Raw genomic sequence first — 18,260 nt, forward strand, 5'->3', positions numbered from 1 at the left:
CGGTTTCCACATCTGACCCCGACTCCCATGGCAACCAAGAAAAAACCGAGCATCACGAGCGTCCATAAAAAAGCCGGCAGCAGCGCCGGCATGACCCCATGGCTGGGGATCGCCTTCATCATCGTCCTGATCGACCAGTTGACCAAGATCACGGTCTCGAAGCTGTTCACCTACGGCGAAACGCTGCCGGTCACCAGCTTCTTCAACCTGGTGCTGGTGTATAACCCCGGCGCCGCGTTTTCCTTCCTGGGCGACCAGGGCGGCTGGCAGCGCTGGTTCTTCACGGCGATCGCCGTGGGCGCCATCGGTTTCATTCTGTACCTCCTGAAGCGTAATTCGGGCCAGCGCCTGTTCTGCTGGGCCCTGGCCCTGATCCTGGGCGGCGCCATCGGCAACGTGATCGACCGCGTCGCCTACGGCCACGTGATCGACTTCCTCGATTTCTACTGGCGCGGCTGGGGGCACTTCCCGGCCTTTAATGTCGCCGACATCGGCATCTCGGTTGGCGCCTTCCTGTTCATCGTCGATGAACTGCGGCGCGTGAACAAAAACTGAAGGAATCACGTATGGACCTGCAAGGCAAGAAAATCGTCCTCGGCCTGTCCGGCGGCGTCGCCTGCTACAAGGCGGCGGAACTATGCCGCGCGCTCATCAAACAGGGCGCGCAGGTCCACGTCGTCATGACCGAGGCCGCCACCCACTTCATCGGCGCCGTCACCATGCAGGCGCTCTCGGGCAACCCGGTCTGGCTCGACCAGTGGGATGCGCGCATGCCCAACAACATGGCGCACATCGACCTCACGCGCGGCGCCCACGCGGTGCTGGTCGCGCCCTGCTCGGCCGACTTCATCCGCAAGCTCGCCCACGGCGCCTGCGACGACCTGCTGTCGACCCTGTGCGTCGCGCGCCCGCACGGGGTGCCGCTGCTGGTGGCGCCGGCGATGAATGTCGAGATGTGGCAGAACCCGGCCACCCAGCGCAACGTCGCCACCCTGCGTGGCGACGGCATCTGCATCCTCGGCCCGGGCGCCGGCGAGCAGGCGTGCGGCGAGACCGGCCTGGGGCGCATGCTCGAACCCGAACAGCTGCTCGAGGAAGTCATCGCCTCCTTCCAGCACAAGATCCTGGCCGGCAAACGCGTGCTGATCACGGCCGGTCCTACCTTCGAGGCGATCGATCCGGTGCGCGGCATCACCAATCTCTCGTCCGGCAAGATGGGTTACGCCATCGCCCGCGCCGCGCGCGAAGCCGGCGCCGAGGTGACGCTGGTGTCCGGTCCCACCGCCCTGCCGACGCCGCACGGCGTGCGCCGCATCGACGTGCTCTCGGCCCAGCAGATGCACGACGCCGTGATGGCGGGGGTCGAGGGCCAGCACATTTTCGTCGGCGTGGCGGCGGTGGCCGACTGGCGCGTGGCGAATGCCAGCGAACAGAAACTCAAAAAACAGGAAGGCGGCGCCGCGCCGGAGCTGCAGTTCGTGCAGAACGCCGACATTCTCGCCTCGGTTGCCGCCACCACCTCGCTCTCGGGCTGGCCGTATTGTGTCGGTTTTGCCGCGGAATCGGAAAACCTGGTGGAGTACGGCGCCGCCAAGCGCGAACGCAAGGGCATCCCTTTGCTGGTAGGCAATATCGGCCACCATACCTTCGGGCAGGATGAGAATTCGATCGTCCTGTTCGACGAACACGGCCACACCGTGCTGCCGCGCGCCGACAAGCTGACGCTGGCGCGCCAGCTGGTGTCCGAAATCGGCAAGCGCCTCGAACAGCGCTCGCTGCTCACCTGATTTACTGATCCACCATCCATACACGCATGAAGACCATCGACGTAAAAATCCTCGACCCGCGCATGAAGGAACTGCTGCCGGCCTACGCGACCCCTGGCAGCGCCGGCCTCGACCTGCGCGCCTGTCTCGACGCGCCGCTCGTTCTCGAACCGGGCCAGACCGTGCTGGTGCCGACCGGTCTCGCCATCCACGTGGCCGATCCGGGCTACGCCGCGATGATCCTGCCGCGCAGTGGGCTCGGCCATAAGAACGGCATCGTGCTCGGCAATCTGGTAGGCTTGATCGACTCCGATTACCAGGGCCAGCTGATGGTCTCGACCTGGAACCGCGGCAGCCAGACGTTTACGCTGCAGCCGTTGGACCGCCTGGCGCAGCTGGTGATCGTGCCCGTTTTACAAGTGGGCTTCAATGTCGTCGATGAATTCGCATCGAGCGAACGGGGCGCCGGAGGGTTCGGCAGCACCGGAAAACAATAACGAGGAAAGCATGATTCGCATTGATCGTCTGCGCCCGGCCGCGCTTGCCGTCGCCACCGCCGCCCTGCTGGCAGCCTGCGGCACCCCATCCCCGATGCGCCAGCCCGGCCTGCCCGGCCCCGTCGCCGACGCGCCGCAAGCCGCGCAGATGACGCCCGAAATGGCGGCCGCGGCCGACACGCTGACCAGGATGGCCGCGCTGCAGGACCGTCTGTACCGGGTGGCCGCGCCGCTCCTGATCGACAATGCCCAGCTGTGCACGAAACACGCACGCAACCTGCTCGGCTTTACCGCCAAGAACCGCTACGCCTACCCGGGCCTCTACAACGAAGCCGCGCATCTCGCCTTCGGCATGGACGAACGCCTGCAGGTCACCGGCGTGCTGGCCGGCAGCGGCGCGGCCAAGGCCGGGCTGCGTCTGGGCGATGCCTTGCTCGCCGCCGGCGGCAAGCCGCTGCCGACCGGCCCCAACGCCCTGTCCGGCGCCGGCGCCGTGTTCGCCCCGATCGTCGCCTCGCAGGCAAAACTGCCGCTGTCGATCGAACGCGACGGCGAGCCGCGCGACCTCAGCATCCCCGTCACGCGCGCCTGCGGCTACGGCATCGAACTCGGCAACGGCGACAACGTGAATGCCTATGCCGACGGCTCGCGCATCATGGTCACGCGCGGCATGCTGGGCGTGGCGCGCAGCGACGACGAACTGGCCTACGTGCTGGCGCGTACGATGGCGCACAACATGCTCGACCACCCGCGCGCCCAGCGCAACCAGGCCACGCTCGCCAGCGTGATCGACAACCTGACGCGCATGAGCCCCGACCTGGCCATGATCAACGGCAGCGCCGGCATCAAGGCCATGCCCTCGAACCTGGACGCCGCCGCCGACCGCCTCGCCATCTTCCTGCTGGCCCGCGCCGACTATAACATCGACGGCGCCCCGGCCTTCTGGAAGCGCTTCGCCTCGGCCTATCCGGCCAGCGTGGCCAACGGCTTTACCGCCAACCATCCCTCGACCGCGGCCAGGCTGACGGCGATGGAACTGGCAATCGAGGACGTCAAGGCGAAGAAGGGATCGAAGAAGCCGCTGGTGCCGTAACCTCTGCTTTACGGGTATCGTCGTTGTAGGGTGGGCTCTTGAGCCCACGCGGAACGCTCGTGCTCTTGCACCGCAAAGGCTCTGGCATACCGTAAGGTGAGCGGATCTCCTCGCCCACGCGTTCCACCAGTATTTCCCGGCCATCGCTGCAAATAAACGTCCGTACCGCATGGGCTCGAGAGCCCACCCTGCGAGTTTGTGAAAAAATCGCCATGGCTGCGTTGCCTCGTCTCGCCGTACACTCGTACTGTCTTCGACTCGGCGCCTTGCCCTGACGATTTTTTCACAACCTCTACGAAGAGGACTTCCTCCCCGCCGACACCTCTGCCGCATTTTTTGTATCATTGCCATCCCTCACCAGCAGCGCCCGCGCACACCATGGACAGCCTCGACCTCGACGTACTCAAGACCGCAGCCGCCTGGCTCGATGCCGGACACCGCTGTGAACTGGTCACGGTCATCAAGACCTGGGGGTCGAGCCCGCGCCCGATCGGGGCGACCCTCGCCGTGCGCGACGATGGCCGCGTCATCGGCTCCGTCTCCGGCGGCTGCATCGAGGACGACCTGATCGAAAACGTGCGCGCCAAGGGAATCGCACCCGACGCGCGCCCGCACATCGTCAGCTATGGCATCAGCGCCGACGACGCGCACCGCTTCGGCCTGCCCTGCGGCGGCACCATCGAGCTGGCGATCGAACCGCTTGGCCCGGACAGCGGCCTGCGCAATTTGCTGCAGCGCCTCGAAGGCGGCGAACTGCTCGAGCGCCGGCTCGACCTCGGCAGCGGCGCCGTCACCCTGGCGCGCGCCGATGCCGGCGCCGTGCTGCGCGTCGAAAACGAAGCGTTATATACCGTGCACGGCCCGCGCTGGCGCCTGTTCATCATCGGCGCCGGTCCTTTATCTCGCTTCCTGGCGCAGGTGGCAAGCGCGATGGATTACCGCGTCATCGTCTGCGACCCGCGCGAAGAGTACCGGGCCGACTGGAACGTGCCGGGCATCGAACTGGTGCACGCGATGCCGGACGACCTCGTCATCGAGGCCAGGCTCGATGCGCGCAGCGCCGTGGTGGCGCTCACCCACGACCCCAAGCTCGATGACCTGGCCCTGATGGAAGCGCTGAAATCGGATGCCTTTTATGTCGGCGCGATCGGCTCGCGCCTGAACAATGCGCGCCGGCGCGAGCGGCTGAAACTGTTCGACCTGACCGATGCCCAGCTCGATCGCCTGCACGGACCGATCGGCCTCTACATCGGCAGCAAGACGCCGTCCGAGATCGGCATCGCCATCCTGGCGGAAATGACGGCGATTAAAAATGGCGTGCCGCCGGCAATGCTGGTGCCGCACGCCGCCGCGCCGCAGCCGGCCAGCGTCGAGGTCTGCACGGTCTGAATCGCGAGCGGAATTGCGAGCAAAAAGCGGGTTGCGCATCCGCACTGCATGCGCCACCATGCGCTTCCGCTTTCTGAATCGATCATGAATACCGCCAATTTTCTCCGTCTCTTGCTGCTGGCCGCCATCTGGGGCGGCTCCTTCCTCTTCATGCGCATCGGTGCGCCAGTGCTGGGGCCCGCCGTGCTGATCGAATACCGGGTGCTGTTCGCGGCGCTGTTCCTGGCGGCGGTGGCGCTGGTGCTGCGCAAGCGGCTCGACGTGCGCGCGCACTGGAAGCATTACCTGATGCTGGGCTTTTTCAACTCCGCCCTGCCCTTCCTGCTGTTCGCCTACGGCGCGCGCACGCTGACGGCCTCGGTGCTGTCGGTGCTGAACGCGACCGCGCCGATGTGGGGCGCCCTGCTCGGCGCAGTGTGGACGCGCCATCCAATCACGCTCCGGAGCGGCATCGGCCTGGTGCTGGGCACGGTGGGCGTGGGCTTGCTGGTCGGCTTCGACGACGTCGCGCGCCTGCCCGGCGCCGGCCTGGCGATCGCCGCGGCGCTGGCCGCGGCCGTCTGCTACAGCATCGCCAGCCTGTATGCGAAGTCGGCCAAGTCCGTCGAACCGTTTGCCAATGCGCACGGCACGATGTGGGCGGCGGCCTTGTTCGTGCTGCCGGCGCTGCCCTTCTTCCCGGCGCCCGCGACACCGACGCCGGGCGTGTGGGCGGCCGTGCTGGCGCTCGGTGTCGTCTGCAGCGGCATCGCCTACCTGATCTATTTCCGCCTGATCGCCGAAGTCGGACCGACCTCCGCCCTCACGGTTACCTTCCTCAATCCCGTGTTCGGCATCCTGTGGGGCGCGCTGTTCCTGGGTGAAGCAATTGGCTGGCATACGCTGGCGGGCGCGGCAATCGTGCTGGTCGGTACCGCGCTGGTGACCGGCTTCGTGCCGCGCTTCGGGCGGCCGGCGGCTGCAGTCGGCAAGCCATGATGGTGGAGACGCTGTCGATCGCGCTGCCCGCAAATTATCGCAGCGCCGATGTCCTTGCCTTTCACGGGCGCGATGCCGAAGGGCTGGCGGAACAGGTCAGCGGCGAACGTATTCGCAAGGCGGTGCTGCTCGATGGCGTACCGGTGCTGCTGGAGGTGACATTGACGCCATCTGCGGCGCGATGCCGCATCGAAACCGATGGTGCACCTGGGGCGGCCACGCTGGCGCTGGCGCTGGCGCAGGAAGCCTTGCGCAGCATGCTGGCGTTGCGCATCGATCCGGCCCCGTTCGCCGCCTTTGTGCAGGACGACCCGCTGTTCGGGCCACTGGTGGCGCGTGAACCGGGATTGCGCATCGTGCAGTCAGCCAGCATCTTCGAGGCGCTGACCTGGGCCATCATCGGCCAGCAGATCAACCTGCCGTTCGCGATCAGCCTGCGCCGCACGTTTATCCAGCAGGCCGGACGCGCGCACAGCAGCGGGCTGTGGTGCTACCCGGAAGCGCCGGACGTGGCGCGGCTCGACGTCGATGCGCTCACCAGCCGCAAGTTCTCGCGTGCCAAGGCCGAGACGCTGTTGCGGGTGGCGCGCATGGTGGCCGACGGTGCGTTGCCGCTGACGCTTGAGGACGATCCGGCGCGCATTGCGCCACAGCTGCTGGCGATCAAGGGAATCGGGCCGTGGACCGTGAATTACACGCTGCTGCGCGGCTACGGATACGCGGATTGCTCGCTCGAAGGCGACGTGGCGGTACGTAGCGCGCTGGGGCGGCTGCTGGGCGAGGCGGGCAAGCCGGACCTGGCGCGCACGCAGGCCTGGCTGGCGCGGTACGCACCGCATCGGACGATGGCGGCGGCGTATCTGTGGGCGAATTTGAGCCAGCCTGCGGCATAGGCAAACTAGTTCAGCGCGGCAGGCCCTCCAGCTGTTGCGCGCCCTCCCCCGAAAACCGGATCAGCTCCGACAGCGGCACGGTCGCCAGGTTTTCGCTGCCGTAGTGGCCGCCGAGGGCGCTGGGAATTCTCAGGCAATAGGTGCGGTCGTCGGTCAGGGGACCGAGTGTGGACTCGGCCAGGTCGACGACGTCGGGCATGTACCAGTCGTTGAGGAAATCCTGGTTGTACGAGAGCGCGTCGAGGGCGGCGCGGTTGTCGGCGACCGGTTCGCAGCACAGGTCTTGCGGCCGCAGGCGCCAGTAGCTGCCGTCGGCGTCGCGCAGGATCAGGTTGCCGAAGGCGTTAGCACCGAGTATTTCCACAGCCCGCAAGCCCATCCAGCCCCAGGCATCGTTGATGTCTTCAACAGTAATCATGGTCAAATCCACTAATCGAGCGTTGGACGTATTGGCCCGATGGTCAATCCCATGGTCGGGCCCGCTGATTGTTGGACAAGGCCGAGTTTGGCAAGTGCGGCGAACCTGCGTCCCATTTGACCCACGTCGCATTTGGCAGAGGTAAATGCAAAAAGCCGGTACTTCGTTGAAGAAGTACCGGCTTTTTGCTTGAATCTGGTTGCGGGGACAGGATTTGAACCTGTGACCTTCGGGTTATGAGCCCGACGAGCTGCCAGACTGCTCCACCCCGCGTCTGTGAAACGAATTATATACGGATCCGGCTGTTTAGGCAAACCCAATGCCACCGCCGACGGCGATTGATGCCTTGCATGGCATCCGGGCAAGAGTACTGCCGAGCCGGCACGGCGGCACAGCCGCAGCAATCAGGTGTAAAGTAAGGGTATATCCATTCTTTCCATCCCCTATGAACTTTTGTTCCGAGTGCGGCCACGCGGTCGCGCTAAGCATTCCCGAAGGCGACAACCGGCCGCGCCATGTCTGCCCCCAGTGCGGCACGATCCACTACCAGAACCCGAAGATGGTCATTGGCTCCATCCCTGTCTGGGAGAAAGACGGCACGCTGCAGGTGCTGCTGTGCCGGCGCGCGATCGAGCCGCGCCATGGTTACTGGACCTTGCCTGCCGGCTTCATGGAAAACGAGGAGACGACCAGCGAAGCCGCAGTGCGCGAGACCGAAGAGGAAGCCGGCGCCAACATCGAGATCGGCCCGCTGTTTTCCCTCCTCAATGTCGCCCACGTACACCAGGTACACATGTTCTACCTGGCGCGCCTGATCGACCTCGACTTTGCGCCGGGCATCGAAAGCCTGGAAGTGCAGCTGTTCGCCGAGCGCGATATCCCCTGGGACGACCTCGCCTTCCCGACGATCCGCACGACGTTGGAACTCTTCTTTGCCGATCGCGTCAAAATGCGCGAGGGCGCCGCCAATGGGTATGGCGTGCACAGCGTGGACATCCGGCGCCCGATGATCGCGCCACGCGAACCCGACTGACCAGCGAGCAACGCATGATTCCCTGGCTTGATGCGCATACGCCGTTTCCCGACGTATCCGAGGCGCTGACGATGGATGCGCCCGGCCTGCTCGCGGCCGGCGCCGACCTGTCGCCACGGCGCCTGCTGCTTGCTTACCAGAACGGCATTTTCCCGTGGTTCTCGGAAGGCCAGCCGATCCTTTGGTGGAGCACCGACCCGCGCATGGTGCTGTACACCGACGATTTTAAAATCAGCGACAGCATGAAAAAAACCTTGCGCCGCGTCGAGCGCAGCCGGCTCGAGGGCGGGCGCTGGCAAGTGCGCTTCGACAGCGACTTCGAGGCGGTAATGCGCGCCTGCGCCGCTCCGCGCAAGGATGGACCGGGGACCTGGATTTCCGAAGACATCATCGACGGCTATACCGGCCTGCACGCGCTCGGCTACGCGCACTCGGCCGAAGTCTGGCTGGACGGCGAACTGGTGGGCGGCGCCTATGGCGTCTGCATCGGGCGCATGTTCTACGGCGAATCGATGTTCGCGCGCGTGTCCGACGCCTCCAAGGTGGCGCTGGCCTACCTGGTCGCCTTCCTGCGTTCGCACGGCGTGCGCATGGTCGACTGCCAGCAGGAAACCGGGCACCTGGCCTCGCTGGGCGCCGCGCCGATCTCGCGGGCCGTGTTCCTGCAACATTTGCGCGCGGCGATCCGCGAGCCGGCGATCGGACCGTGGCAGCCGGTCGCACCGATTGAGAGCGCCTGACAAAGCCGTCAGGGCAAGGACCTGAGGTCGCGGCGACATCGTCGAAGACAGTACACGAGTACGGCGAGACGATGCAACACCGCCATGGCGGTTTTGTCAGGCGCGAACCGTGCGCGCCATCGGTTTCGTTAGAATAGGGCCATGACTCCCGAGAGCTCTGCATGACGCACCTTAACGACCTGCCCTTCTCCACGCTGCAGTTCTATACGACCGCCCCGTATCCGTGCAGCTACCTCGACGCACGCCAGGCGCGCTCGCAGGTGGCCACGCCGTCGCACCTGATCAACGCGGACGTGTATTCCGAACTGGTGAAGAACGGCTTTCGCCGCAGCGGCATCTTTACCTACCGCCCGTATTGCGACGGCTGCCAGGCCTGCATCCCGGTGCGCGTGCGCTGCAACGAGTTCGCGCCCAACCGCACCCAGCGCCGCGCCTGGAAGCGCCATGGCGACCTCTCGGCCGTGGTCGCCAACCTGGCTTTTTCGGACGAGCACTACGCGCTCTACCTGCGCTACCAGACCACGCGCCACGTCGGCGGCGGCATGGACCAGGACAGCCGCGACCAGTACGCCCAGTTCCTGCTGCAAAGCCGAGTCAACACGCGCCTGGTCGAATTCCGCGAACCCGACGGCCTGCTGCGCATGGTGTCGATCATCGACGTGCTGTCGGATGGCCTGTCGTCCGTCTACACCTTCTTCGATCCCGACGTGCCCGGCGCCTCGTTCGGCACCTTCAACGTGATGTGGCAGGTGGCGCAGGCGCGCGAACTCGGCCTGCCCTTCGTCTACCTCGGTTACTGGATCGAGCAAAGCCCGAAGATGGCCTACAAGATCAACTTCCGGCCGCTGGAGGCGCGTATCGCCGGCACCTGGGGCATCCTCGACCGCTAAGGCTGCGCCAAGGTTTAAACCGGTGCGCGGTACAATTGGCGCGACCTAATTTTCGAGCGCGCCATGTCCGACAAACTCCTGTACACCCTCGCCCGTCCCCTGCTGTTCACGCTGCCCGCGGAAACCGCCCACAACCTGACCCTGCCCGCCCTGCGCAGCGCCGCCCAACGCGGCGCCACCGGCATGTTCAAGAAGCCGGCGCCGGACCCGCGCACCGTCATGGGCATCACCTTCCCGAACCCGGTCGGCCTGGCCGCCGGCCTGGACAAGGACGGCGCCTACATCGATGGCCTGGCGGCGCTGGGCTTCGGCTCGATCGAGATCGGCACCGTGACCCCGCGCGCGCAGGCGGGCAACCCGAAGCCGCGCATGTTCCGCGTTCCGGCCGCGCGCGGCATCATCAACCGCATGGGTTTCAACAATGGCGGCGTCGACGCCTTTGTCGCCAACGTCCAGGCTTCGCGCTTCTACCAGAACCGGGAAGGCGTCCTTGGCCTGAACATCGGCAAGAACGCCGACACCCCGATCGAACGCGCCGCCGACGATTACCTGATCTGCCTGCGCAAGGTGTATCCGTACGCGAGCTACGTCACGGTCAACATCTCGTCGCCCAACACCAAGAACCTGCGCCAGCTGCAGGGCGCTTCCGAACTCGACGCCCTGCTCTCCCAGCTCAAGCTGGAACAAACGAAGCTGGCCGACCAGCACGGCCGCTACGTGCCGCTGGCCTTGAAAATCGCACCGGACATCGACGCCGAACAGATCCGCGACATCGCCGGCGCCCTGCTGCGCCACAAGATCGACGGCGTCATCGCCACGAATACGACACTGAACCGGCGCGACGTCGAGCGCTACCGCCATGGCATGGAACTAGGGGGCGTCTCGGGCGCGCCCGTGTTCGACCTGTCGAACATCGTGATCCGCGCAATGAAGAAGGAACTCGGCGACGCCATCCCCATCATCGGCGTCGGCGGCATCCTGTCGGGGCAGGATGCGCAGGAGAAGATCGCTTCCGGCGCCCGGCTGGTCCAGCTCTACAGCGGCCTGATCTACCGCGGCCCGGCGCTGGTGCGCGAGTGCGCAAATGCATTGAAAGCCTGAGGAACCCATGGAACGCACACGACTCGGACGCAGCGATTTACAGGTATCGAAGGTCTGCCTCGGCACGATGACCTTCGGCGAACAGAATACGGAGCTTGATGCGCACCGCCAGCTCGACTACGCCGTCGAGCGCGGCATCAATTTCATCGACACCGCCGAGATGTACCCAGTGATGGGCCGCGCCGAGACGCAGGGTTCGACCGAACGCTTCATCGGCAGCTGGCTGCATCAGCGTGGCCGGCGCGACGACCTGGTGATCGCCTCGAAAATCGCCGGCCCGAATGCGCACATGGGCTGGATCCGCGGCGCAGGACACGACCTCGACGCGGCCAATATCCGCGCCGCGGTCGAGACCAGCTTGCAGCGCCTGCAAACGGATTACATCGACCTGTACCAGATACACTGGCCGAGCCGCAACCTGCCGATCTTCGGCGCCAACAGTTTCAACCCGAAGCGCGAGCGAACGAGCGTGCCGATCGAGGAGACGCTGGGCGCGCTGGGCGAACTGGTCAAGGCCGGCAAGATCCGGGAGATCGGCGTCTCGAACGAAAGCAGCTGGGGCGTGTGCGAATACGTGAAGCTGGCCGAGACGCGCGGCTTGCCGCGCATCGCCACGATCCAGAATTTGTACAACCTGACGGCGCGCGCGTTCGAAACCACGCTGCTCGACGAGACCTGCTTCCGGTCAGACGTGAGCCTGCTGGCCTACAGTCCGCTGGCGTTCGGGCAGCTGACGGCGAAGTATCTCGACGATCCAAAGGCGCACGGGCGGCTGACGATTTTCCCGCCGAACTGGAGTCCGCGTTATGTGCGGCCCGAGGTGCTGGCGGCGGTTGCCGAATATGCGGCGCTGGCGCGTGCGCATGGAATGACGCCGGCGCAGATGGCGCTGGCCTGGTGTTATTCGCGCTGGTTCGTGGGGTCGACCATCATCGGGGCGACGACCTTGGCACAGCTGGAGGAGAACATCGATGCGGCGGAGATCACGTTGCCGGATGGGGTGGTGAACACGATCGATGGGATTCATGCGCGGATCACGAATCCGGGGCAGTAATGCTTTCGTCGTTTTCTGAAGTGCGTTGAACGCGTGGGCGGGTGACCCGCCCACCTTACGATCCCTACGATATACGCCAACATGAAGCAAAGGGATGTAGGGTGGGCGGGTTACCGCGGGGCCGCCTAGGCCCACGCGGTGATAGTTAGCGGTCGCTCAGCCGCGAACGCACCGGCAGCCGAGCCCTATACTCAAATCGCCACCGCCTCATCCGCCTCCAGCGACCGTTCGATATCCGCCCGTGTAAACCCCGGCGCGAAGCGCTCGATGAAGTGATACGCATAGGCCCTTAAATAGACCCCGCGCCGCACGGCCAAGCGCGTCACGTTCGGCGCAAACAGGTGCGACGACTCGATCGCCCGCAAGCCCTTGTCGCGCCCGTGGTCGAAGGCCATCGAAGCGATGATGCCGACCCCCATCCCCAGCGACACGTACTGCTTGATGACGTCCGAATCCATGGCGGTCAGCACCATGTCCGGCGCCAGTCCGGCCTTGGCGAAGGCATTGTCGATGTGGCTGCGGCCGGTGTAGCCGACGTCGTAGGTGATTAAGGGATGCTCGGCCAGGTCTTCCAGGCGCAGCGGGGTTTTACCCAGCAGCGGGTGCCCGTCGGGCGCCACCACCACGTGGCTCCAGCGGTAGCACGGGAACGAGACCAGGTCGGGAAAGGTGGACAAGCCTTCGGTGGCGATGCCGATGTCGGCGCGGCCGGACAGCACGTATTCGGCGATGTGTTCCGGCGCGCTTTGCTGCAGGGCGATGCGCACGTTCGGGAAGGCATTGCGGAACGATTGCACCACCTGCGGCAGCGCATAGCGCGCTTGCGTGTGGGTGACGGCGATCGTCAGCGTGCCGCTGTCCTGGGCCGAATATTCCTGGCTGGCCTGCGCCAGATTTTCCGCTTCCACCAGCAGGCGTTCGACGATTTTCAGGATGCCCTTGCCGGGCGCGGTGAGGCCGGTCAGGCGCTTGCCGTTGCGCTCGAAGATGACGACGCCGAGTTCGTCCTCGAGTTCGCGGATCTGGCGCGACACGCCCGGCTGCGAAGTGAACAGCGCCGCGGCCACGTCGGTGAGGTTGAAATTGCGGCGCGCCGCTTCGCGCACCGAACGCAGCTGCTGGAAGTTCATATACCCCCTCCCTCGTCGACGAACACCTGGATCTGGCGCGGCCGCACGAGCAGGGTCTCGCCCTCTTTGAGTTCGAGGCGGGCGAAGCGCTCGTTCGGAATCACCGCTTCGATCAGCTGCGCATTGTCGGCGCGCTCGAGGTCGAGCTGGGCTAGCGGGCCGATCGCATGCGCGCGCCGCAGTTTGACGACGATGCCCGGCTGTCCCGCGGCATAGCGCTCGACGTCGAGGTCGTGCGGACGCACGTAGCCGATGCCATCGGCATTCTGCACGCCGCCGTGGCCGGGCGCATCGAAAATTGCGTCGCCACTGGCCAGCACGCCATCGTGCACGCGGCCGTGGAACAGGTTGACGTTGCCGAGGAAGCTGTAGACGAAGGGCGATGCCGGCGCGTTGTACACGCTTTCGGGCGTGCCGAGCTGCTCGATGCGGCCCTTGTTCATGACGACGACCTGGTCCGCCACTTCCAGCGCTTCTTCCTGGTCGTGGGTAACAAAAATCGAGGTCACGTGCAGGTCGTCGTGCAGGCGGCGCAGCCAGCGGCGCAACTCCTTGCGCACCTTGGCATCCAGGGCGCCGAAAGGTTCGTCGAGCAGCAGCACGCGCGGCTCCACAGCAAGGGCACGGGCGAGCGCGATACGCTGGCGCTGGCCGCCCGAGAGTTGCGGCGGATAGCGGTCGGCGATCCAGTCGAGCTGCACCAGTTCCAGCAACTGTTTTACTTTGTCGCGGATCTGCTGTTCGCTTGGACGCTCCTTGCGTGGCCGCACGCGCAGGCCAAAGGCGACGTTCTCGAACACGGTCATATGCTTGAACAGCGCGTAATGCTGGAACACGAAGCCGACCTGGCGCTCGCGCACATGGCTGCTCGAGGCATCCTGGCCGTCGAGCAGCACCGAACCCGTATCCGGGTGTTCGAGGCCGGCGATGATGCGCAGCAGCGTGGTCTTGCCGCAGCCGGATGGCCCCAGCAAGGCGGTCAGCTGGCCGTCGGGGAACTGCAGCGAGACGTCGTCGAGCGCCTTGAACTGGCCGAACTGCTTGCGGATGTGTTGGACTTCGATCGTCATTCTGTGCGCTCCGTGGTGCCGGCGTCCGCGCTGCGAGACTGGTGCAGGCGCCATTCGATAAAGGACTTGATGGCCAGCGTTACCAGCGCGAGCAGCGCCAGCAAGGATGCGATCGCGAACGCGGCCGTGAAGTTGTATTCGTTGTAGAGGATTTCGACCTGCAGCGGCATGGTGTTGGTCTCGCCGCGGATGTGGCCGGACACCACCGACACCGCGCCGAACTCGCCCATCGCGCGCGCATTGCACAGGATGACGCCGTACAGCAGGCCCCATTTGATGTTCGGGAGCGTCACGCGCCAGAAGGTCTGCCAGCCGGATGCGCCCAGCACCAGCGCCGCTTCTTCTTCCTCGGTGCCCTGCTGCTGCATCAAGGGAATGAGTTCGCGCGCGACGAAGGGGAAGGTGATGAACACGGTCGCCAGCACGATGCCGGGCACGGCGAACAGGATCTTGATGTCGTGCTCCATCAGCCACTCGCCGAACCAGCCCTGGGCGCCGAACAGCAGCACGTAGATCAGGCCGGCGATCACGGGCGACACCGAGAACGGCAGGTCGATCAGCGTCAGCAGCACGCTCTTGCCCTTGAAATCGAACTTGGCGATCGCCCAGGCCGCGGCCACGCCGAAGACCAGGTTCAGCGGCACCGAGATGCCGGCGGCGATCAGGGTCAGCTTGATGGCCGAGATGGCGTCGGGGTCGAGGATCGATTCGACATAGGTGTCCCAACCGCGCTTCAATGCTTCGGTGAAGACGGCGACCAGCGGCACGAACAGGAACAGGGTCAGGAACGCCAGCGCGACGGCGATCAGCGTCCAGCGCACCCAGTTCGGTTCGAAGGCGTTGGTTTTCACGGGACGCGTGGCGCGTGGGGTTGCCACTAGAGGTTTGTCTAACACGGCGCTCATTTCTTGCCTGCCCTTCTGCGGGTCCAGGCCTGCAACAGGTTAATCGTCAGCAGCAGGATGAAGGAGACGATCAGCATCACGACCGCGATCGCGGTGGCGCCGGCGTAGTCGTACTGCTCGAGTTTGGTGATGATGAACAGTGGCGTGATCTCGGACACCATCGGCAGGTTGCCGGCGATGAAAATCACCGAGCCGTACTCGCCGGTGGCGCGCGCAAAGGCCAGCGCGAAGCCGGTCAGCAGGGCCGGCACGATCGACGGCAGGATCACACGGAAGAAGGTTTGCAGCGGGCTGGCGCCGAGGCTGGCCGCCGCTTCTTCGAGTTCGCGCTCGGCTTCTTCCAGCACCGGCTGCACGGTGCGCACGACGAACGGCAGCCCGATGAAGGTCAGCGCCACCACCACGCCGAGCGGCGTAAAGGCGACCTTGATGCCGAACTGTTCGAGGTATTTGCCGATCCAGCCATTGTTCGAATACAGGGCGGTCAGCGTGATGCCGGCCACGGCGGTGGGCAGCGCGAACGGCAGGTCGACCAGCGCATCGACAAAGCGTTTACCGGGAAACTTGTAGCGCACCAGCACCCAGGCAACGATGCCGCCGAAGACGACGTTCAGGGCGGCGGCGATCAGCGAAGCGCCGAAGCTGAGTTTGTAGGAAGCGACCACGCGCTCGGACGAGACCGCCGTCCAGAACGCTTCCCAGGTCATCGTAAACGTTTTCAGGAAGACGGCCGACAGCGGGATCAGCACGATCAGCGCCAGATAAAAGATCGTGAACCCGAGCGACAGCCCGAAGCCGGGGATGACCCGACCTGGTGCGCGCGGTTTGGGAGTGTGCATGGCGTCCTTATTACAATTTCTTCTAATGGATCGTAATAATCTCACTTGCGGCTCATAAACCAAACGAACCAATCTTCATTTGCATAGACGAATTACGCTATTAGCACGCCCTAGTAAATTAGCTTGGCCGCCACGGTCGTCAGCGTCAGGGCCAGCAATGCGCGCAGGAAGCGTTCCGGCACCTTGCGGGCGAGCATCGAACCGAGGGTGATGCCCGGCAGCGAACCGATGAGCAGCGTCAGCAGCAGCATCCAGTCGATCGAGCCCAGCCACCAGTGGCCGATGGCGGCGATTGCGGTCAGCGGCACGGCGTAGGCGATGTCGGTGCCGGCCACTTCGGCCGGGGTCAGCTTCGGGTACAGCATCACCAGCAGGGTGGCGCCGATGGCGCCGGCGCCGATCGAGGAGATGGTGACCAGCACGCCGAGGATCGCGCCCGAGACGACGGTGGCCGTCACCAGCGCCCTGCCCTGCAGCTGGCGCCCGGGTTTGGCGTGGACCCAATTGAGCATGCGCTTGCGGAACAGCAGCGCGACGACGGTCAGCATGACGGAACCGGCGATCGAATAGCGGATGAGCTGGCCGATCTCGGCATCGAGCGCGCCGAAGTGGCGCAATCCGAGCGTGGCGACCAGCGCGGCCGGCAGCGCGCCCAGGCACAGGCGCCGCACGATGGTCCAGTTGACGGTGCCGTTGAAACGGTGGGTAATGGTGCCGGCGCCCTTGGTGATCGAGGCGAACGCCAGGTCGGTGCCGACGGCGACGGTCGGCGAGACGCCGAACAGCAGGGTCAGGAGCGGCGTCATCAGCGAGCCGCCGCCGACGCCGGTCATCCCGACCAGCAGGCCGACCCCGAAGCCGGCGGTAATGTATGTCATCAGCATGGCCCAAGCGTAAGCTGGGTCAGCCGTGGGACAAACGACGGTTTTTCTATTTGCTTATGCGTTGCGCGGGAATGGCAAGAATGCTGCGGAGAGTCGATATGCGAAAATTAATCGAGACCGTAGAGGTTGTGAAAAAATCGTCAGGGCAAGGCGCCGAGTCGAAGACAGTACGAGTGTACGGCGAGACGAGGCAACGCAGCCATGGCGATTTTTTCACAACCTCGTAGGGTGGGCACTTGTGCCCACGCGGTATGGCGCGCGATATGTGGTTGCGTTTGACGACGCCGTATATCGAACGATGATCCGCGTGGGCTCAGGAGCCCACCCTACAACTGCTGCAAATACCCGGGCTTACTTATTTGGCTGCGGCGTCAGGCGCAGGTACGGCCGCGGCGCGGTAAAGCCTTTCGGATATTTTTCGGCAATGACAGCCGGATCCTGCACGGTCAGTGGAATGATGACGTCGTCGCCATCCTTCCAGTTGCCCGGCGTCGCCACCGTATGCGCATCGGTCAGTTGCAGCGCGTCGATCACGCGCAGCACTTCGTCGAAGTTGCGGCCGGTGCTCATCGGGTAGGTGATGGTCAGGCGGATCTTTTTCTTCGGGTCGATCACGAACAGCGAGCGCACGGTGGCCGTGGCCGACATTTCCGGGTGGATCATGTCGTACAGGGTGGACACCGATTTGTCGGCATCGGCGATGATCGGGAAGCCCACCACGGTCTGCTGGGTTTCTTCGATATCCTTGATCCAGCCCTTGTGCTGCTCGGCCGGGTCGACCGAGAGCGCGATCGCTTTCACGTTGCGCTTGTCGAATTCGGGTTTGAGTTTGGCGGTCAGGCCGAGTTCGGTCGTGCACACCGGGGTGAAGTCGGCCGGGTGCGAGAACAGCACCACCCACGAATCGCCGGCCCACTCGTGGAAGCGGATCGTGCCGATGGTGGAATCCTGCTCGAAGTCGGGGGCGGTATCGCCAAGGCGTAAGGTCATGGTCATCTCCAGGGTTAGTCGGGACAGGCGCAGCGGCAAGTGGCGCCGCAGGCCATCCGTCTATTCTGCGGCATTTTCGACAAGCTTGCTGCGCTGTCAACGCATAAGCTTATGCGGTTTCCTCACATGAAGCGGTTATACAGTACCGTGACCCAGGTGGCGGCAGCCAGCAGCACCGTCAGCCCGACGGCGGCGCTGCCGAAATCCTTGGCGTTTTTCGACAGCGGATGGCGTTCGAGCGAAATGCGGTCGACGATCGCTTCGATCGCAGAATTGATGAGCTCGACGATGAGCACCAGCAGCAGCACGCCGATCAGGGCCAGCCGCTGGTAGCCGGAGATCGGCAGCACGAACGCGAAAATGATGCCGAGCGCGAACACCAGCACTTCCTGGCGGAAGGCGTGTTCGATGCGCCAGGCCGTGGCCAGGCCCTGCACGGTATAGCTCGACGCGGCCAGGATGCGCTTGAGGCCACCCTTGCTCTTGAATTCGCTGGTCGGTTGTTCCATCATATTTCCAAGAAGACATGAAGAGTTGTCATTATGCCTGTTCTGGCGCCATTGGCATGCTCTGCTGTTAGACGAAGGGCA

Annotated in this window: 20 protein-coding genes and 1 tRNA gene; 12 read left to right on the top strand and 9 right to left on the bottom strand. The window is 64.9% G+C overall.

All coding sequences use genetic code 11. From position 1 onward, the window contains the following. Positions 1-27 precede the first annotated feature (27 nt). From lspA to AC56LG_RS05870, 7 genes are all read left to right on the top strand, one after another. Positions 28-555: a signal peptidase II gene (gene lspA, locus AC56LG_RS05840; RefSeq protein WP_497165181.1), complete on the top strand. Its 528-nt coding sequence runs from the start codon at positions 28-30 to the stop codon at positions 553-555. 11 nt (positions 556-566) lie between these two features. Beyond that, positions 567-1,787 carry a bifunctional phosphopantothenoylcysteine decarboxylase/phosphopantothenate--cysteine ligase CoaBC gene (coaBC, locus tag AC56LG_RS05845; RefSeq protein WP_497165182.1) on the top strand — a complete coding sequence of 407 codons (1,221 nt, stop codon included), beginning with the start codon at positions 567-569 and terminating at the stop codon, positions 1,785-1,787. Between the two features lie 26 nt (positions 1,788-1,813). Next, positions 1,814-2,263 (top strand): dUTP diphosphatase, encoded by a 450-nt coding sequence (gene dut, locus AC56LG_RS05850; protein WP_497165183.1) that lies wholly within the window; start codon positions 1,814-1,816, stop codon positions 2,261-2,263. Between the two features lie 10 nt (positions 2,264-2,273). After that, on the top strand, positions 2,274-3,356 hold the full coding sequence (locus tag AC56LG_RS05855; RefSeq protein WP_497165184.1) for a M48 family metallopeptidase: 1,083 nt from the start codon (positions 2,274-2,276) through the stop codon (positions 3,354-3,356). Between the two features lie 378 nt (positions 3,357-3,734). Further along, positions 3,735-4,745, top strand: a complete 1,011-nt coding sequence (locus AC56LG_RS05860; RefSeq protein ID WP_497165185.1) for an XdhC family protein — start codon at positions 3,735-3,737, stop codon at positions 4,743-4,745. An 84-nt stretch (positions 4,746-4,829) separates the two neighbouring features. After that, positions 4,830-5,723, top strand: coding sequence for a DMT family transporter (locus AC56LG_RS05865; RefSeq protein ID WP_497165186.1), 894 nt, complete (start codon positions 4,830-4,832; stop codon positions 5,721-5,723). Further along, positions 5,723-6,616: a DNA-3-methyladenine glycosylase family protein gene (locus AC56LG_RS05870; protein ID WP_497165818.1), complete on the top strand. Its 894-nt coding sequence runs from the start codon at positions 5,723-5,725 to the stop codon at positions 6,614-6,616. Before AC56LG_RS05865 ends, AC56LG_RS05870 begins: the two co-directional genes overlap by 1 nt. Before the next feature lie 10 nt (positions 6,617-6,626). Here AC56LG_RS05870 and AC56LG_RS05875 read toward each other — a convergent pair whose 3' ends face one another. Both AC56LG_RS05875 and AC56LG_RS05880 read right to left on the bottom strand, forming a co-directional pair. Beyond that, the gene (locus AC56LG_RS05875; RefSeq protein ID WP_497165187.1) at positions 6,627-7,034 is read right to left on the bottom strand and encodes a T6SS immunity protein Tdi1 domain-containing protein; all 408 of its coding nucleotides are present in this window, start codon (positions 7,032-7,034) and stop codon (positions 6,627-6,629) included. Positions 7,035-7,230: 196 nt separating this feature from the next. Beyond that, positions 7,231-7,307 (bottom strand) — tRNA-Met (locus AC56LG_RS05880). A 172-nt stretch (positions 7,308-7,479) separates the two neighbouring features. Here AC56LG_RS05880 and AC56LG_RS05885 point away from each other — a divergent pair. The 5 genes from AC56LG_RS05885 (at position 7,480) to AC56LG_RS05905 (ending at position 11,852) form a co-directional block, all read left to right on the top strand. Further along, positions 7,480-8,067 carry an NUDIX hydrolase gene (locus AC56LG_RS05885; protein ID WP_497165188.1) on the top strand — a complete coding sequence of 196 codons (588 nt, stop codon included), beginning with the start codon at positions 7,480-7,482 and terminating at the stop codon, positions 8,065-8,067. A 14-nt stretch (positions 8,068-8,081) separates the two neighbouring features. After that, positions 8,082-8,807, top strand: a complete 726-nt coding sequence (aat, locus tag AC56LG_RS05890) for a leucyl/phenylalanyl-tRNA--protein transferase (RefSeq protein ID WP_497165189.1) — start codon at positions 8,082-8,084, stop codon at positions 8,805-8,807. 161 nt (positions 8,808-8,968) lie between these two features. Next, on the top strand, positions 8,969-9,697 hold the full coding sequence (locus AC56LG_RS05895; protein ID WP_497165190.1) for an arginyltransferase: 729 nt from the start codon (positions 8,969-8,971) through the stop codon (positions 9,695-9,697). A 63-nt stretch (positions 9,698-9,760) separates the two neighbouring features. Next, positions 9,761-10,798, top strand: coding sequence for a quinone-dependent dihydroorotate dehydrogenase (locus AC56LG_RS05900; RefSeq protein WP_497165191.1), 1,038 nt, complete (start codon positions 9,761-9,763; stop codon positions 10,796-10,798). Positions 10,799-10,805: 7 nt separating this feature from the next. Then, positions 10,806-11,852 carry an aldo/keto reductase gene (locus AC56LG_RS05905; protein ID WP_497165192.1) on the top strand — a complete coding sequence of 349 codons (1,047 nt, stop codon included), beginning with the start codon at positions 10,806-10,808 and terminating at the stop codon, positions 11,850-11,852. 191 nt (positions 11,853-12,043) lie between these two features. Here AC56LG_RS05905 and AC56LG_RS05910 read toward each other — a convergent pair whose 3' ends face one another. From AC56LG_RS05910 to AC56LG_RS05940, 7 genes are all read right to left on the bottom strand, one after another. Continuing rightward, positions 12,044-12,982, bottom strand: coding sequence for a CysB family HTH-type transcriptional regulator (locus tag AC56LG_RS05910; protein ID WP_497165193.1), 939 nt, complete (start codon positions 12,980-12,982; stop codon positions 12,044-12,046). Further along, complete coding sequence (locus AC56LG_RS05915) at positions 12,979-14,052, bottom strand: sulfate/molybdate ABC transporter ATP-binding protein (RefSeq protein WP_497165194.1); 1,074 nt, start codon at positions 14,050-14,052, stop codon at positions 12,979-12,981. The genes AC56LG_RS05910 and AC56LG_RS05915 overlap by 4 nt, the downstream gene beginning before the upstream one ends. Next, a complete protein-coding gene (gene cysW, locus AC56LG_RS05920) occupies positions 14,049-14,957 on the bottom strand; it encodes a sulfate ABC transporter permease subunit CysW (protein ID WP_497165195.1) in 909 nt (302 codons plus the stop codon). Before cysW ends, AC56LG_RS05915 begins: the two co-directional genes overlap by 4 nt. Then, positions 14,954-15,796, bottom strand: coding sequence for a sulfate ABC transporter permease subunit CysT (cysT, locus tag AC56LG_RS05925; protein ID WP_497165196.1), 843 nt, complete (start codon positions 15,794-15,796; stop codon positions 14,954-14,956). Before cysT ends, cysW begins: the two co-directional genes overlap by 4 nt. Positions 15,797-15,906: 110 nt before the next feature. Next, the gene (locus AC56LG_RS05930; protein WP_497165197.1) at positions 15,907-16,680 is read right to left on the bottom strand and encodes a sulfite exporter TauE/SafE family protein; all 774 of its coding nucleotides are present in this window, start codon (positions 16,678-16,680) and stop codon (positions 15,907-15,909) included. Between the two features lie 351 nt (positions 16,681-17,031). Next, complete coding sequence (locus AC56LG_RS05935; protein ID WP_192049307.1) at positions 17,032-17,670, bottom strand: peroxiredoxin; 639 nt, start codon at positions 17,668-17,670, stop codon at positions 17,032-17,034. A gap of 122 nt (positions 17,671-17,792) precedes the next feature. Then, positions 17,793-18,179, bottom strand: a complete 387-nt coding sequence (locus AC56LG_RS05940; protein WP_497165198.1) for a diacylglycerol kinase — start codon at positions 18,177-18,179, stop codon at positions 17,793-17,795. Positions 18,180-18,260: the final 81 nt, after the last annotated feature.

Source organism: Telluria sp. ZB2R32 (assembly GCF_059685715.1).

Coding starts and splice junctions, on each gene's coding strand:
- AC56LG_RS05930 (WP_497165197.1), bottom strand. CDS start 16,680: ATGCTGATGACATACATTACCGCCGGCTTCGGGGTCGGCCTGCTGGTC.
- AC56LG_RS05910 (WP_497165193.1), bottom strand. CDS start 12,982: ATGAACTTCCAGCAGCTGCGTTCGGTGCGCGAAGCGGCGCGCCGCAAT.
- AC56LG_RS05940 (WP_497165198.1), bottom strand. CDS start 18,179: ATGGAACAACCGACCAGCGAATTCAAGAGCAAGGGTGGCCTCAAGCGC.
- AC56LG_RS05875 (WP_497165187.1), bottom strand. CDS start 7,034: ATGATTACTGTTGAAGACATCAACGATGCCTGGGGCTGGATGGGCTTG.
- AC56LG_RS05900 (WP_497165191.1), top strand. CDS start 9,761: ATGTCCGACAAACTCCTGTACACCCTCGCCCGTCCCCTGCTGTTCACG.
- aat (WP_497165189.1), top strand. CDS start 8,082: ATGATTCCCTGGCTTGATGCGCATACGCCGTTTCCCGACGTATCCGAG.
- lspA (WP_497165181.1), top strand. CDS start 28: ATGGCAACCAAGAAAAAACCGAGCATCACGAGCGTCCATAAAAAAGCC.
- dut (WP_497165183.1), top strand. CDS start 1,814: ATGAAGACCATCGACGTAAAAATCCTCGACCCGCGCATGAAGGAACTG.
- AC56LG_RS05895 (WP_497165190.1), top strand. CDS start 8,969: ATGACGCACCTTAACGACCTGCCCTTCTCCACGCTGCAGTTCTATACG.
- AC56LG_RS05915 (WP_497165194.1), bottom strand. CDS start 14,052: ATGACGATCGAAGTCCAACACATCCGCAAGCAGTTCGGCCAGTTCAAG.
- AC56LG_RS05865 (WP_497165186.1), top strand. CDS start 4,830: ATGAATACCGCCAATTTTCTCCGTCTCTTGCTGCTGGCCGCCATCTGG.
- AC56LG_RS05855 (WP_497165184.1), top strand. CDS start 2,274: ATGATTCGCATTGATCGTCTGCGCCCGGCCGCGCTTGCCGTCGCCACC.
- AC56LG_RS05935 (WP_192049307.1), bottom strand. CDS start 17,670: ATGACCTTACGCCTTGGCGATACCGCCCCCGACTTCGAGCAGGATTCC.
- AC56LG_RS05885 (WP_497165188.1), top strand. CDS start 7,480: ATGAACTTTTGTTCCGAGTGCGGCCACGCGGTCGCGCTAAGCATTCCC.
- AC56LG_RS05870 (WP_497165818.1), top strand. CDS start 5,723: ATGGTGGAGACGCTGTCGATCGCGCTGCCCGCAAATTATCGCAGCGCC.
- AC56LG_RS05860 (WP_497165185.1), top strand. CDS start 3,735: ATGGACAGCCTCGACCTCGACGTACTCAAGACCGCAGCCGCCTGGCTC.
- cysW (WP_497165195.1), bottom strand. CDS start 14,957: ATGAGCGCCGTGTTAGACAAACCTCTAGTGGCAACCCCACGCGCCACG.
- cysT (WP_497165196.1), bottom strand. CDS start 15,796: ATGCACACTCCCAAACCGCGCGCACCAGGTCGGGTCATCCCCGGCTTC.
- AC56LG_RS05905 (WP_497165192.1), top strand. CDS start 10,806: ATGGAACGCACACGACTCGGACGCAGCGATTTACAGGTATCGAAGGTC.
- coaBC (WP_497165182.1), top strand. CDS start 567: ATGGACCTGCAAGGCAAGAAAATCGTCCTCGGCCTGTCCGGCGGCGTC.